Source organism: Saccharibacillus qingshengii (genome assembly GCF_013185195.1).
GTDB lineage: Bacteria > Bacillota > Bacilli > Paenibacillales > Paenibacillaceae > Saccharibacillus > Saccharibacillus qingshengii.
Map to the genome: position 1 here is coordinate 65,658 of NZ_JAAZWC010000006.1, position 14,442 is coordinate 80,099.

The 14,442-nt window shown below is 56.8% G+C and carries 12 protein-coding genes and 1 riboswitch; of the genes, 10 read left to right on the forward strand and 2 right to left on the reverse strand.

Features of this window, described 5'->3' with window-relative positions; translation table 11 throughout:
* Positions 1 to 44 precede the first annotated feature (44 nt).
* The 10 genes from HRQ60_RS07220 (at position 45) to HRQ60_RS07265 (ending at position 13,731) form a co-directional block, all read left to right on the forward strand.
* Positions 45 to 1,013 (forward strand): SDR family NAD(P)-dependent oxidoreductase, encoded by a 969-nt coding sequence (locus HRQ60_RS07220; RefSeq protein WP_343044631.1) that lies wholly within the window; start codon positions 45 to 47, stop codon positions 1,011 to 1,013.
* Positions 1,014 to 1,072: 59 nt separating this feature from the next.
* A riboswitch (TPP riboswitch) is annotated at positions 1,073 to 1,187 on the forward strand.
* Positions 1,188 to 1,363: 176 nt separating this feature from the next.
* Entirely contained in the window at positions 1,364 to 1,975 is a 612-nt protein-coding gene (locus tag HRQ60_RS07225) for an ECF transporter S component (protein WP_172194983.1), read from the forward strand.
* A gap of 151 nt (positions 1,976 to 2,126) precedes the next feature.
* On the forward strand, positions 2,127 to 3,767 hold the full coding sequence (locus HRQ60_RS07230) for an ABC transporter ATP-binding protein (RefSeq protein WP_246281219.1): 1,641 nt from the start codon (positions 2,127 to 2,129) through the stop codon (positions 3,765 to 3,767).
* The gene (locus HRQ60_RS07235; RefSeq protein ID WP_172194984.1) at positions 3,764 to 4,567 is read left to right on the forward strand and encodes an energy-coupling factor transporter transmembrane component T family protein; all 804 of its coding nucleotides are present in this window, start codon (positions 3,764 to 3,766) and stop codon (positions 4,565 to 4,567) included. Before HRQ60_RS07230 ends, HRQ60_RS07235 begins: the two co-directional genes overlap by 4 nt.
* A 401-nt stretch (positions 4,568 to 4,968) precedes the next feature.
* Positions 4,969 to 6,111, forward strand: a complete 1,143-nt coding sequence (locus HRQ60_RS07240; protein WP_172194985.1) for a glucose-1-phosphate adenylyltransferase — start codon at positions 4,969 to 4,971, stop codon at positions 6,109 to 6,111.
* Between the two features lie 235 nt (positions 6,112 to 6,346).
* The gene (gene glgD / locus HRQ60_RS07245; RefSeq protein ID WP_172194986.1) at positions 6,347 to 7,450 is read left to right on the forward strand and encodes a glucose-1-phosphate adenylyltransferase subunit GlgD; all 1,104 of its coding nucleotides are present in this window, start codon (positions 6,347 to 6,349) and stop codon (positions 7,448 to 7,450) included.
* A gap of 249 nt (positions 7,451 to 7,699) precedes the next feature.
* Complete coding sequence (locus tag HRQ60_RS07250; protein ID WP_172194987.1) at positions 7,700 to 10,153, forward strand: glycogen/starch/alpha-glucan phosphorylase; 2,454 nt, start codon at positions 7,700 to 7,702, stop codon at positions 10,151 to 10,153.
* A 279-nt stretch (positions 10,154 to 10,432) separates the two neighbouring features.
* Positions 10,433 to 10,954: a GNAT family N-acetyltransferase gene (locus HRQ60_RS07255; protein ID WP_172194988.1), complete on the forward strand. Its 522-nt coding sequence runs from the start codon at positions 10,433 to 10,435 to the stop codon at positions 10,952 to 10,954.
* 21 nt (positions 10,955 to 10,975) lie between these two features.
* Entirely contained in the window at positions 10,976 to 12,166 is a 1,191-nt protein-coding gene (locus HRQ60_RS07260; protein WP_172194989.1) for a GGDEF domain-containing protein, read from the forward strand.
* 143 nt (positions 12,167 to 12,309) lie between these two features.
* Positions 12,310 to 13,731: an MATE family efflux transporter gene (locus HRQ60_RS07265; protein ID WP_172194990.1), complete on the forward strand. Its 1,422-nt coding sequence runs from the start codon at positions 12,310 to 12,312 to the stop codon at positions 13,729 to 13,731.
* A gap of 103 nt (positions 13,732 to 13,834) precedes the next feature.
* Here the strand turns inward: HRQ60_RS07265 and HRQ60_RS07270 are convergent, their stop codons facing one another.
* Both HRQ60_RS07270 and HRQ60_RS07275 read right to left on the reverse strand, forming a co-directional pair.
* Entirely contained in the window at positions 13,835 to 14,077 is a 243-nt protein-coding gene (locus HRQ60_RS07270; protein ID WP_172194991.1) for a hypothetical protein, read from the reverse strand.
* A 53-nt stretch (positions 14,078 to 14,130) separates the two neighbouring features.
* Positions 14,131 to 14,331: a hypothetical protein gene (locus tag HRQ60_RS07275; protein ID WP_172194992.1), complete on the reverse strand. Its 201-nt coding sequence runs from the start codon at positions 14,329 to 14,331 to the stop codon at positions 14,131 to 14,133.
* Between the last annotated feature and the right edge of the window lie 111 nt (positions 14,332 to 14,442).

Genomic DNA, 14,442 nt, shown 5'->3' on the forward strand with positions numbered 1-14,442 from the left:
ACCCTGCATGTTAGATAAAATTACAATAAGTAGGATGGGATCAGGTGAAAACAGTGGATACGAAAAAAAGGAGTACGACCGGACGCTCCGAGCTTCGCACGGCACTCGTAACGGGAGCTTCCAGCGGGTTCGGCATGCACATTTGTATCGAGCTAGCCCGCTCCGGCGTCCGCGTAGCTGCGGGAATGCGTCGTCCGGAAGCGGCTGAGAAACTGTTCGCGGCAGTTCGGGAAGCGGACTTGGCGGCAGCGGGTGAAGAGCCGGCAGAGCTTGGAATCGGGCAGGCGGAGAGCCTGAAGGCGCTGGGGACAGGACCCGTATCGGGCCTGATTTTTCCGCTGCGTCTGGACGTATGCGACGATCTGCGGGTCAAAGAAGCGGTGGATACGGTACATGGACATTTCGGACGGATCGATATTTTGGTGAACAATGCGGGGCTGGCGATGGGCGGATTTATCGGAGAAGTGCCGATGGAAGCCTGGCGGGAGCAGTTTGCGGTCAATGTGTTCGGACTGATCGCCGTCACCGGCGCGGTCGTGCCCTACATGCGGGAAGCCCGCAGCGGCTGCATTATCCAGATGAGCAGCGTCAGCGGAGCGATCGGTCTGCCGGGCTACGGCCCTTATGTCTCGTCGAAGTTCGCGCTCGAAGGATTCAGCGAATCGCTGGCGCTCGAGACGGCTCCTTACGGCATTCGCACCTATGTGCTCGAACCGGCTTCGTACAAGACCGATATCTGGGAAAAAGGCTTTGCCGGTATTCACCGGGCGGAAGATTCGCCCAACGCGCAAGCGCTTGGCCGGATGCTCGAGATGTCCCGCGCCAGTGCGGAAAAAGGCGGCGATCCGCGCGATGTGGCCCGATTGGCGGCGGACCTGGCCCTCGGGCGCAAAGGGTACGGACGCTTTCGCTACGTCGTTCCGCTAGGGCCGGCCGTGCTTGTGGCTTTGAAGAAACGGCTGCCTTTCCGGCTGGTCCAAAAGGTGATGCTGCGGATTCTGCGGGGCGGATAAGTTAGGCGAAAATTCGTTATTGCGTCTCCGCCTGAAACTGTGTATGGTAAAAAGCAACTGCATAACGATACGGGGGTCCGGGAGAGCCGGGCTGAGATTGAAGCCGTTTGACCGCTTCTGACCGTTAATCTGATCTGGATCATGCCAGCGTAGAGAATTCGTATCCGTCCGTGAATCGGCGGCTTTCTGCGCATTTTTATGCCTGAAAGCCGCTTTTTTTGCGTCCGCGGTACCCGGCGAAGATTGGAAGAACCCTCGTCGTTAGCGCAGAACACGGGCTTTGCGGAAGCACGTTTCCCGATCGGGACGGACCGCTGAAGCTACATTCGAACAACGGGGAGAACGGAAACATGAGTGCAAACAGAACGGAAGCGGCTTCGCGCCGCAGGGGTTTGACGCTGACGGACGTGCTGGTTACGGTGGTGGTTTCGCTGGTGCTGGGCGTCGTGTATCATCTGTGGGCTTCGGTCTCGAGTATTGCGGGACTGCTCTTTATCCAGTCCGACGAGTTGGTCTACGGCATGTGGTTCGCGGCTTCGACGCTTGCGTTTCTCTTGATTCGCAAGCCCGGCGTAGCGCTGATCGCGGAAATTGCCGCGGCGCATCTGGAGATCGCTTTCGGCAGCGCCTACGGCATTCAGCTGCTCCTGTACAGTGTCGTGCAGGGCCTGGCGGCGGAACTGGTCTTCGCGGCTTTCCGCTACCGGAATACGAGCGCAGTCGCGGCGGGACTTGCCGGCGTGGCCGCGGCAGCGGGCTCGCTGTTGGCGGATATTTATTACGGCTACGTCACGGAATATGCGACCTGGCTGATCCTCTTCAAATATTCGCTGCGCGCCGTCAGTTCGTTCGTGATCGCGGGGTATCTTATGTACGGATTGGCCAAGCTGCTCGAGCGAGCCGGCGTAACCCAATCGCTGCGTCCGGTGGAACGCAAGGAATATGATGCGCTCGACGGTTGAGGCGAATGTTCCCGTGCCTGTACTTAAGGACGCGGCGAAGCCGGGCCAGCCTGCGGACAAAGAGCCGGCGCAGACGCAGGACCGGGTCGGTCCAAGTCGGGAAGAAGAGGAGGGAACGGCCGAATACGCGGCCGAGGTCCGGAACCTGCGCATGAAATTTCCGGGTACGCCCGACCTGCTGTTTCGCGATTTGTCGCTGAACATTCGCCGCGGCGAAAAAGTGCTGCTGCTCGGACCGAGCGGCTGCGGCAAGTCGACGCTTCTTCAGGTGCTGGGAGGCGTGATTCCGCGGGTGACCGAAGTACCGCTCAAAGCAGAGCTTCTCCAGGTGCCGGATTCGGCGGGACTGGTCTTCCAGGACCCCGATACGCAGTTCTGCATGCCTTATGTCGACGAAGAATTGGCTTTCGTGCTGGAGAATCTGGCCGTTCCCGCGGAAGACATGCGGCCGCGGATCGGGCAGGCGCTGCGGCAAGTGGGACTGGAACTGCCCGATCCGCATGTGCCGATCGGTTCGCTGTCCCAGGGCATGAAGCAGCGTCTGGCGCTGGCTTCGGTGCTGCTGCTTGAACCTGATGTGCTGCTGCTCGACGAACCGTCCGCCCTGCTGGATCCGGAAGGGCGGCGCACGATCTGGGACGCGGTGCGCCGGGCAGCCGGCGAACGGACGGTCATTATCGTCGAGCACCGGATCGAGGAGGTGCTCGATTGGGTCGACCGAGTCGTCCTGTTCCGGGGCGACGGTTCCATTCTGGCCGACGGACAGGCGGCCGAAGTGTTTGCGCGCTGCCGCGACCGGATGCGTGAATACGGCATCTGGCATCCCGAAGCGTGGAACGAAGCTTACGGGGAGCCTGCAGGCGAAGCCGCACTTGCGCAGCCCGGGGCATACCGGGCGGGCGGAGTGCTTGAACCGGAGGAGGCGGCGGCTCCGGGTACCGGTCCGGCCCGCGGGCGCTCCGCCGCGGCGCCCGTGCACCCGGCAGCGGAATCCGCCGCAGCCCTGCCGCTGCTGCGGCTCGAGAATTTCCGCGTGCTGCGCGGCGGGAAGAGCGTCTGCGCGGTGCAGTCGGCCGCCGTACTGCCCGGCGACCTGATCGCGCTGACCGGCCCCAACGGCGCCGGCAAAAGCTCGCTGCTGCTCGGGCTTATGGGCCTGCTTGCGCACGAAGGGTCGTGCGAATACGCCGGGAGCCGCCCTTCCGGCCGCCGGGCCATGCGCGAAGCGGCGGCGAAGCACGCCGCTTTCGTCTTCCAGAATCCCGAGTTCCAATTCGTGACGAACCGGGTGCTGGACGAAGTGGCCTTTACGCTGCGAAGCGAAGCGGAATCCGCGCTGAACGCTTCGCACAGCGGGGCATTTGCGCGCTGGTTCCCGCGCCGCCGGCCGCGGCCAGATGCCGGGGCGGAAGCGCTTATTGCGGCGCAGGCTTCGGCGTGTCTCGACCGTTTCGGGCTCGGCGGCTATGCCGAGCGCCATCCGTATCTGCTGTCGCTCGGCCAGAAACGCCGGCTCAGCGTCGCGTCGGCTATCGTCTCGGATAAACCGCTTGTGCTGCTCGACGAGCCGACATTCGGGCAGGATGCCCGAAATGCGTTTGCGATTCTGGATCTGTGCGAACGGCTCCGGGCGTCGGGCCATGCCGTGCTGATGATTACGCATGAGATGGAGATCGCCGAGCGGTTGGCGACGCAGATCTGGAAGATCGAAGACGGCGCTTTGATCTCCGCCGAATCGACAGGACGTTCGCCTACCGCCGCTCTTCGTTTGTCGAAGGAGGAACCGTCATGAGGGAGTTTTTTGTACCTACCCGTATCAACTGGCTGCACCGGGCGAATCCCGCGGTCAAGCTGCCGCTGTTTATTCTGCTGTTTGGAGTGACGGTGCTGACGCATCGGATCGACGCTTCGTTTTATCTGGCCTGCGTATTTCTGGCGCTGCTGTTTCTCGCTTCCGGTTATCCGCTCTGGAAAACGGCGCTGCTGGCATCCGGCTTCGCCCTGGCGTTTGCTTCCGCTTCGCTGACGATGATCCTGTTCGGCAAAGGCAGCGAGGTCTGGTGGTCGCTGGGCCCGATTTCCATTTCGAAAGAAAGCTTTTACCGCGGGCTGCATCTGGGATTTCGCTCGATCGCGTTCGGCTGCCAAGGACTGCTGTTTGTCCTGACGACCTCTTCGACCGGGCTGTTCTATGCGCTGATGCAGCGGCTTAAGCTGAGCCCCAAATACGCATACAGCTTTATGGCTTCGCTCCGTCTGATGCCCATGGCGCTCGACGAACTGCGGATCCGCAGGGATGCTTTGTCGGTAAGAGGCGCGGGAAGAGGATCTTCGGCGTCGCTGCTGCGCCTGCCCGAGCTGTATGCCCTGCCGCTGCTTGCCCAGAGTATCCGGCGCGCGCAGCGCACGGCGGTCGCGATGGAGGTCAAGCGTTTTGACGCCGGCAGCCGCAGAACGTATTATTATTCGTCTCCGATTACGCGAAACGACGGAGCAGCATTTCTGGTGCTCGCCGGAGCCGCGGCTGCGGCGCTCCTGCTGGCGCATCTGCTGCCTCTGTTCGCGCTCGGCGATATGCGGATGAACCCTTGAAAAAGGGGCCATCCGCTTTTTTTCTTTCTCCATTTGCTTTTCTCGCACGGAGTCCGCATCTTCCAAAGAGCGAAGTCAGCTTGTTCTCACTTTTTCAAATATATGGTATCATCAAGGCGAAAGAGGGTTTTTTCTGAATACTTTGCGTTAATTCAATCGTTTGCACGATTTCCCCGCCGCATTTCCTGCGTTTTCTTCCGGAATTTCCCGGTTTACCACGATTCCAAACCTTCTTCCGGGGTTAAAGATGTTTATGTGGTTTTTACCTGTCTCGCTTGTTGGAATTCCCGATTTCTGACCCTGGCAAGTCGCGATTGCCCCGTAAAGGGAACGCCTACACACCGGCGGACACCGCTCCGCCACGAGCACAGCCTTATATATTGCCAAGGAGGTTCGTCTGAATGAAGAAAAAAGAAATGATCGCCATGCTGTTGGCCGGCGGACAGGGAAAGAGATTGATGGGCCTGACGAAGTCGTTGGCCAAGCCTGCCGTTTACTTTGGAGGTACGTACCGGATTATCGACTTCCCGCTCAGCAACTGCACCAATTCCGGCATCGACACCGTGGGCGTACTGACTCAGTATGAGCCGCTTGTGCTTCATTCTTACATAGGCGTCGGAAGCGACTGGGACATGGACCGCAAGAATGGCGGTGTTTTCGTTCTGCCTCCGCACGAACGCGAAGACGGAAGCAGCTGGTACCGCGGAACCGCGGACGCCATTTCCCGCAACCTCAAATTTATCGACCAATACGATCCGGAGCATCTGTTGGTGCTGTCGGGCGATCACGTTTATAAAATGGACTACACCAAACTGCTCGACTACCACAAGGAAAAAGGCGCGGACTGCACGATTTCCGTTATCAACGTCACCTTGGAAGAAGCGCCGAGCTTCGGCATGATCAACACCCATGAAGATCTCAAGATCTACGAGTTCGACGAAAAGCCGAAGCAGCCGAAGAGCACGCTGGCTTCGATGGGCGTATACATCTTCAAATGGGATGTCCTGCGCAAATATCTGGTCGAAGATATCGATACCCCGGATTCCGAATCCGCGCACGACTTCGGCAAAGACATCGTACCGAAGATGCTGGCCGACAATCTGTCGCTCTACGCGTATCCGTTCCAGGGCTACTGGCGCGACGTGGGCACGATCCCGAGCCTGTGGGAAGCGAATATGGACCTGCTCCACGACGATCCGGAACTGAACCTGAACGATCCGGAATGGCGCATCTACACGCGGAACCCGAACGAGCCCGCGCAGTACATCGCCCCGAATGCCAAGTTGAAAAACTGCATGGTTAACGAAGGCTGCACCGTCTACGGCGAAGTCGATCGTTCCGTCCTGTTCTACGGCGTCGAAGTCGGCGAAGGCAGCGTCATCACGGAATCGGTCATCATGCCGGAAGTGAAGATCGGCAAGAACGTGCGGATTCACCGCGCGATCGTGGATCAGGGCAAAGTGATCCCGGACGGCACCGTGATCGGCACAGACCGCGGAGACGACAGCGAAATTATACTGGTTAACGGCGATACGCCCTACTGACCTTACTAGGTCACGAGCGAAGCTTATTGCCGGAAACGGCGATACGCCCTACTGACCTTACTAGGTCACAAGCGGAGCTTATTGCCGGAAACGGCGATACGCCCTACTGACCTTACTAGGTCACAAGCGGAGCTTATTGCCGGAAACGGCGATACGCCCTACCCAACAAACGATCAGCTCGACAGCATAAGCCGATTTTTCGGAATAAAGAAAGCAGAAAAGGGACGGTGGAACCATGAAACTTATGGGTGTAATCAATTTGGATCACGAGCTCGACCAGTTAAAAGAACTGACGTATTTCCGCGCGGGCGCGGCTGTTCCCTTCGCGGGACGTTACCGGCTGATCGATTTCGCCTTGTCCAATATGATGAGCGCCGGCGTTCAGGATATCGCGCTGTTCGTGCGGCGGAAATATCGTTCGCTGCTCGACCATCTGGGCGAAGGACGTCCTTGGGACCTCGACCGCAAGCGCGGCGGACTGTTCGTTCTGCCTCCGGACTGGCACGATCCGACCGATATTTCGTCCGGCGATCTGCAGCATATGCATAATAACCGGGACTTCTTTGATCGCAGCACGGGCGAATATGTCGTGCACTCAGGCAGCCAGCACTTGTCCAAAGTGGACTTCTGCGAGCTGGCCGAGCAGCACAAAGCGTCTGGTGCGGACGTTACGGTCGTCTACAAACACGTGGATCTGCTCGAACCCGAGCACGACGCCTGTTTCCGTGTAGACGTTGACGAGAACGGCTTTGTAAACGGCATTCATAACGAGAAGGGGAACCATAACCTCTACATCGAACTGTTTATTATGGAAAAAGGACTGTTCATGCAGCAGATGGAATACTGCATCGCTCATGGAGAAAGCTACTTTTTCCGCGATGCGATTCTGCGGAATCCGAGCGGCCTGAAAATCGCGGGCTACGAGTACAAAGGCTACCACTCGGTTATCAACTCGGTGGAAAGCTATTACAAGAACAGTCTTGAACTGCTCGATCAGGAGAAGTACAAGCAGCTCTTCTCGCCCGAGATGCCGGTGCATACGAAGATCAAGTATGAAGCGCCGACCAAGTACCTCGAAGGAGCGGACGTCAAAAATTCGCTGATCGCCAACGGCTGCCTGATTGCGGGCGAAGTGGAAGGCAGTGTCCTGTTCCGCGGCGTCAAAGTGGAAAAAGGTGCGAAAATCATCAATTCCATCATCATGCAAAAATGCGTGATCGAAGCGGGAGCGATTGTGGAGAATGTCATTATGGACAAAGACGTTCAGCTCTCCGAAAATCGTACGCTTGTCGGCGATTCGCGCAAACCGTATGTCATCGCCAAGCGCAGCATGTTGTAAACATTTTATGTAAAAATTCGACATGATTCGCAGCGAGCTCCTATTAAAAATTCGTTAAATCTACCGATATATATCAAAACCACGGGTCTTCTAGACCGCTTCCTTATCGGAAGGCGGTTGTGGAAGGCCTTTTTCTATCCTGTTATACTCATAACGATGCCACACGGCTGAGTCGTTTGTAGATAGCACCATACTTTATTCGTCCGCTGCCGGACGGAAGACCGGCAAAACGGGAAAGGGGCTCAACCCATGTTCACAGATAAAGAGCTTTTCAAACAGGAGTTCAAACAGCGGCTGATCGGCACGAGCGGCCGCCAAATGCACGAGGTTAGCGAAGATGACGTATATGCCGCGCTCGGAAGCATGATCCGCGAGCGCATCGGCCAGGATTGGGCGGCAACCAACCGTACCTATAAAGAGCAAGGCGAACGCCAGGTCTATTACTTCTCCATGGAGTTTCTGATAGGCCGCCTGCTCGGCAACAACCTGCTGAATCTGGGCGTGCTGAACCTGGTGCGCGAAGGACTCGGCGAGTTGGGCTGGGACCTTGAAGATATTGAAGAATACGAAGCGGATGCGGGACTCGGCAACGGCGGTCTCGGCCGTCTGGCGGCCTGCTTCCTTGACTCGCTTGCTTCGCTCGGCTATTCCGGGCACGGCAACGGCATCCGTTATAAATATGGATTGTTTGAACAGAAGATCATCAACGGCCACCAAGTGGAACTGCCGGACTATTGGCTGCAAAAAGGCAATGTGTGGGAAGTACGCCGCGACGACAAGAAATTGAATGTGCGGTTCTGGGGCAACGTCGAAGTCGTCGAAAAAGAAGACGGCAACTATGTCTACGAAACGAAAAACGGCGAGGATGTCTGGGCGGTGCCTTACGATGTTCCGATCGTGGGTTACGAAAACAAAGCGGTCAATACGCTGCGTTTGTGGAGTGCGGAATCGGCGGCGGATCCGACCAAAGGCTTCGGCGGTCCCGACGGCAGTTATTACAATTTCCTCGACTATAAGCGTTCGGTCGAGACGGTATCGGAATTCCTTTATCCGGACGATTCCCATTACGAAGGCAAACTGCTGCGCCTGAAGCAGGAATATTTCCTGTGTTCGGCCGGTGTGCAAAGCGTGCTTCGCACGTTCGACAAACTCGATCTGCCTTACGACCGTCTGCCGGAGAAAGTCGCGATCCATATCAACGATACGCATCCGACGCTTGTGATTCCGGAGCTGATGCGCATTCTTTTGGATGAAAAAAGTTTTGGATGGAAGGAATCGTGGGATATCGTGTCCCGCGTCGTATCGTACACCAACCATACGATCCTGAGCGAAGCGCTGGAAACCTGGCCGGAACAGATGGTTCGGGAACTGCTGCCGCGTCTCTACATGATCATCGAAGAAGTGAACAGACGTTTCTGCGCTTCGCTGCTCGAAGAGCATCCGGGAGATCAGGACCGGGTTTCCCGGATGGCGATTATCGCGAACGGGCAGATCAAGATGGCGCATCTGGCGATCCACGGAAGCCACAGCGTCAACGGCGTCGCCGCGCTGCATACGGATATTCTGAAAAAACGCGAGATGAAAGACTTCTACGAGCTGTATCCCGAGCGCTTCAACAACAAGACAAACGGCATCACGCACCGCCGCTGGCTGATGCATGCCAATCCGGACCTGATGAACGTGATCGACGATGCGATCGGTTCCGGCTGGAAGACGCAGCCCGATCAGCTGAACAACCTGCTCAAGTATTCCAAAGACGCGGTTGTCCAAGACAAGATCCGCAGTGTCAAACACAAGAACAAAGAACGTATGGCGGCTTATATCTATAAAAAGCACGGAGTGGCCGTCGATACGAATTCGATCTTCGACGTGCAGGTCAAGCGTTTGCATGCCTACAAGCGCCAACTGCTGAATGCCCTGCATATTATGGATCTGTACAACCGCATCAAAGACAATCCTTCGCTTGACCTGACACCGCGTACATTTATTTTCGGTGCCAAAGCGGCTCCGGGTTATTATATGGCCAAGCAGATCATCAAGCTGATCAATAATATCGCCGATACCGTGAACAATGATCCGCAGACCAAAGATCTGCTGAAAGTGTTCTTCCTGGAGAACTACTCGGTGTCCCTGGCGGAGAAAATCGTTCCGTCCGCCGACGTCAGCGAGCAGATTTCGACGGCGGGCAAGGAAGCTTCCGGTACCGGCAACATGAAGCTGATGATGAACGGAGCTCTCACGATCGGTACGCTTGACGGAGCCAATGTCGAGATGTACGAATCGCTGGGCGACGAAGGCATGTATCTGTTCGGACTGCGGATCGAAGAAGTCGAACAGTACTACCGCGAAGGCGGATATTCCGCCCAGTCGTTCTATCAGGGCGACGAGCGGATCAAGCGCGTACTGGATCAGCTGATCCAGCCGGGGCCTTTCTGCCAGAACGGTCAAACCTTCGATTCGATCTACCATTCGCTGCTCAGCCACAACGACGAATATTTCGTGCTGAGAGACTTCGCCAGCTATGCGCAGTCCCAAGAGCAGATCGGACTCGATTACCGGAACTCCAAGCTCTGGGCCGAGAAGTCGATTCTGAATATTGCCAAGTCGGGCCGTTTCGCGGGCGACCGTACGATCAACGAGTATGCGTCGGAGATCTGGGGAATCAAGCCGGTCGGCATCGGAAGCCCTTCGCGCATCCGTTGATCGCCGGATAGCCGGACCGTTTTTGCCTGACAGCCTTCAGGCCGCTCCTTTTGGGAGCGGCTTTTTGGCGTGCCGTGCCCGGAAGATCCGTCCAGCACTCAGGAAGGGTTGGAAATAACTTGCTTCTGTCGGCAGGGATTTGAAGAAGCGCGCCGAATCCTATACGCTTAACCTATTCGTTTTTGAAGCTTATCGACCGCTTACGAATCATCCCGGCCGCCACAATGCGGAGCGGGTCTGCCTTGTCGACTGAATTCTTTTGCAGAGGAGCTATCCCACATGAAGATAAGATTCGCCAGACCTGAAGATGCCGCAGGCATTGCACAAGTTCATGTCGACAGCTGGAAGACCACTTACAAAGGTATCGTTGCCGATGCTTATCTCGACAGGCTGTCTGTAGAAGAACACTGGAACCGTTGGGAAAAAAGATTGAAGCATCCCGAACCCGGGGAAGGCGTCATGGTAGCGGAGAACGAACGCGGACAAATTTGCGGATTTCTCGATTATGGCGTGGACCGCGAAACCGGGCGGGTGCATGAAGCCGAATTGTACGCCGTATACCTGCTGCAGAGCGAGCAGCGCAAAGGCATCGGAAGCGAGATGTTCCGTCAGATGTTGGAGGCACTCCGGACTGCAGGGTACCGTTCGCTCATGGTCTGGGTACTTGAGCAGAATCCGGCTGTCCACTTCTATCGCCAAGTCGGCAGCGAAGAATTCGAACGCAAAGAAATTCGGATCGGGGAAGAAACGTTTACGGAAATCGCTTTGCGTTGGAACGATATTGCCCGGCTGACGATCTGAAGGGAAGAGTGAGAACCGGCCATGATTTTTCATCTGGACCCGCAGACCGTCTATATTTCTTTGATCTGCGGGCATGTGCTTACCGTCGTGCTGCTGAGCGCGTATCACCGAAGCGAGAGCCGGGACCGCTCGATCTCGATATTCTTTACGGCCAAGCTGGTGCAGTCCGCCGCCTGGCTGCTGATGCTGTTCAAAGAAAGCCTCGGCGAATGGGCGGTCGTCTCCGCGTCCAACACGCTGATCTTTCTCGGAACGGCACTGGAAGCGGCTGCACTGCTCCGGCTGCAGGGCACATTAACCCGGCGGGTAAAAAAGATCGGCGGCGCCATCGTTCTGGCCGCCGTGCTGACATTCGACACGGTCATGCTTGTTCACAATACGGAAGAACTGCGCATCGTCGTCGCTTCCGTTTTTGCTGCTCTGCTGATTGCGCCTCCCGCATTGGGTTTGCTCGTGTTGAAGAACGCCACGATGCTGCGCAGAATGATGGGAGCGCTGTATACTTTTGTAGCGGCGATCCTTGTGATCCGAGCGCTGTCTGCGCTGTTCGCCGGCGAAACGGCCGCTCTTCTGTCTGCGGGCGTAACCGATACGCTGTTCTCGATCTCGGCTTATATGACCATGATGCTGGGCAACACCGGCTTCGTGCTGCTCGCCAAGCAGAAATCGGACGAAGAATTGTTCAAGCTTGCCAGCCTCGACGATCTGACGCAGATCTGGAACCGGCGCGCTTTTCTGGTCAGAGCGGGGGCGGTACTGGACCGCTTCGCGAAGACCGGCCGCCCGGTTTCTTTTTTGCTGTTCGATATCGACGGATTCAAAGGAATTAACGATACATACGGGCACGATATCGGCGACCGCGTGCTGCGCGAAATGAGCGATACCGTGTCGGAGCAGCTTGGCCCGGAAGATCTGTTTGGCCGCTACGGCGGCGACGAATTTGCGGTGCTGCTGCCCGATTCTTCCCGGGCGGAATCCACCCTGTTGGCGGAGCGGGTCCGGGTGGCGGTGAGAGGCTCCTATACGCTGAGTATCGGCGCCCTGACTTTTGTTCCCAAACATCGTTCCGATCTGGAACGGATCTACAAATGCTGCGATCTCGCTTTGTACGAAGCCAAGCGTGCCGGACGAAATCGGGTGCAGCGTGCCGAAGCCCATTTCGATTCGCCTGCCCCTGCGTCCGTAAGCGACCTGGAACGTGTAAAAGGATAAGGAAAAGATATTCAAAAAGGGAAATCGCTATGTTTTTCATATAATTTTCAGGAAATTTCAAAAAAGGGGCTGTATTTTCATCCTCGCCGTGCTAAGATACGTTTTGTTTTGAATAAACCAAACGATCGAAGGAGGGTGAAGAGATGAAAACGAAAAACGGGACCGCTGCGGCAAAACTTCCGCTGGAGCGTGAATTCAATCTGTTTCGTTTGACCTGGCCGATATTCCTGGAAGTGTTTTTGTTTATGTTAATGGGGATCACCGATACGATGATGTTGAGCGGAGTATCGGATGATGCGGTAGCGGCCGTCGGCGCGGCCAACCAGGTCATCTCGATCGCCATCCTTATTCTTGAAGTCGTAGGTAACGGCGCCGCTATCGTTATCGCGCAGTATCTGGGGGCCCGCAACCATTACGAGGCCGCCAAGATTTCCGGATTGTCGCTGACGCTCAATCTGATGCTGGGCCTGACCATGAGCGCGTTCTTCCTCGTGTTCGGCCATCATATGATGGTTGCCCTGAACCTGCACGGCGATATTCTCGTCTACGCCAAGTCGTATATGCATATCGTCGGCGGAGCGATCTTCCTGCAGGCGCTGATCAACATGCTGTCGGCCACGATCCGGACCTACGGACAAACGAAGCTGACCATGTTTGTGGCACTCGGTATGAATATCCTGAGCGTAGCCGGCGGTTACGTGATGATCTTCGGCCATATGGGCTTCCCGGCGATGGGCGTCGAAGGGGCCGCGATCTCGACGGTTATCAGCCGCGCCGTTGCGGCAGTCGTCTTGTTCTGGATGCTGTATCAGGTCATGGAAGTCCGGATTCAATTCAAGTTTTATATCAACCTGACCCGTGAATATATCATGAAAATTCTGCGTATCGGCGTGCCGTCCGCGCTGGAGCAGATTACGTACCAGTCGTGCCAGATGATCTTCTTCTTCTACGCGACGTTCCTCGGTGCCCAGGCACTGGCCGCGCGTCAGTACGCGACGAACATCTCGATGTTCATCTATCTGTTCGCGGTCGCCGTGGCGATCGGAACGGGGATCATCGTCGGCCGCCTGGTGGGCGCGAACCGCAAGGAAGACGCGTACCATCAAGTGTGGAGCAGCGTCAAACGGGCGCTCGTCATCACCGTGATCGTCGATCTCGTCGTGATCCTGCTGCGCCATCCGCTCGTGGGTTTGTTCACCGACGACGCGGACATCATCCGTATGGCGACGCAGGTGCTCGTGCTGAGCATCGTGCTGGAGACCGCCCGCACGTTCAACATGATCGTGATCGGTTCGCTCCGCGCCGCCGGCGACGCCAAGTTCCCGGTCTATGTCGGACTTGTCTCCATGGTCGGGATCAGTCTTCCGCTCGGGTATGTGCTGGTGTTCCAGATGAATATGGGACTGCCGGGCATCTGGCTGGCGATTGCGGCGGACGAATGGATTCGCGTTGCCGTCATGTATATGCGCTGGAAAAGCCGGGTATGGAAAAAGCATTCGCTTATCCAGCACAATGAGTCGGAGCAGGGAGAGCCGCACGCTTCTCCTGCCGCTCCATCGGCCTAAGCTCCTCTCCAGACCGCAAGTTTTATTTCATACAAACCCGCTGAATCTCCCGGACAACCGGGGAGTGCGGCGGGTTTTTTGGTTTCTATAGCCTGAAGCCCCGTTATTCCTGCATCCCGGGATTCCCGGCCTGGAGCCCCCGATCCAGCAGAAGCCGAACCTCGGATTCGCTTTTTCCCATTCGCCGTGCCATATGCTCGACCTGTTCTTCCGAAAAAACCGTAACGCCAAAAAATCCGTACGCATACTCGGTATAACTGCGAATCGCTTCTTCCGGACTGATCGGCCGCAGATGGACGACCCGCCGGGCCCGGAGATCAAGAAATCGCTCGCAGTAGGCCAGCACCGCAGACTCCAGCGCCTGCCAATCGAGATGTTCCGAAGGGGGATAGACTTCGATCAGACAGGGACGGACCCCATTTCCAGAATATCGCGCAGCCGGCTGTCGGAACCGACGAAGATTTTGGCCAGGCCTTCGCCCCGGTCGTCCGGCCGATCGTAAATCCATACGTAGTCGCCGTTCTCCGGTTCGTCCAACCCGTAGAAGCCCCACCACAAATTCAACGATGTCGTCACGATATATACCTCGGAGTTTGTCATCGCGCGCTCTCCTTTTTTTGGACTGCCGTATCGGATTTCCTTCATTATTCCTCGGGAAGGCTTGGAGATTCAAGCTTTTTTGCTTGTTTTTCTGCCGGCTGCGAAAAGAAA

Excerpts from the sequence above, each read along its gene's own strand:
- HRQ60_RS07260 (WP_172194989.1), top strand. The coding sequence starts at position 10,976 with ATGATTTTTCATCTGGACCCGCAGACCGTCTATATTTCTTTGATCTGC.
- HRQ60_RS07255 (WP_172194988.1), top strand. The coding sequence starts at position 10,433 with ATGAAGATAAGATTCGCCAGACCTGAAGATGCCGCAGGCATTGCACAA.
- HRQ60_RS07275 (WP_172194992.1), bottom strand. The coding sequence starts at position 14,331 with ATGACAAACTCCGAGGTATATATCGTGACGACATCGTTGAATTTGTGG.
- HRQ60_RS07230 (WP_246281219.1), top strand. The coding sequence starts at position 2,127 with ATGAAATTTCCGGGTACGCCCGACCTGCTGTTTCGCGATTTGTCGCTG.
- glgD (WP_172194986.1), top strand. The coding sequence starts at position 6,347 with ATGAAACTTATGGGTGTAATCAATTTGGATCACGAGCTCGACCAGTTA.
- HRQ60_RS07265 (WP_172194990.1), top strand. The coding sequence starts at position 12,310 with ATGAAAACGAAAAACGGGACCGCTGCGGCAAAACTTCCGCTGGAGCGT.
- HRQ60_RS07240 (WP_172194985.1), top strand. The coding sequence starts at position 4,969 with ATGAAGAAAAAAGAAATGATCGCCATGCTGTTGGCCGGCGGACAGGGA.
- HRQ60_RS07225 (WP_172194983.1), top strand. The coding sequence starts at position 1,364 with ATGAGTGCAAACAGAACGGAAGCGGCTTCGCGCCGCAGGGGTTTGACG.
- HRQ60_RS07235 (WP_172194984.1), top strand. The coding sequence starts at position 3,764 with ATGAGGGAGTTTTTTGTACCTACCCGTATCAACTGGCTGCACCGGGCG.
- HRQ60_RS07250 (WP_172194987.1), top strand. The coding sequence starts at position 7,700 with ATGTTCACAGATAAAGAGCTTTTCAAACAGGAGTTCAAACAGCGGCTG.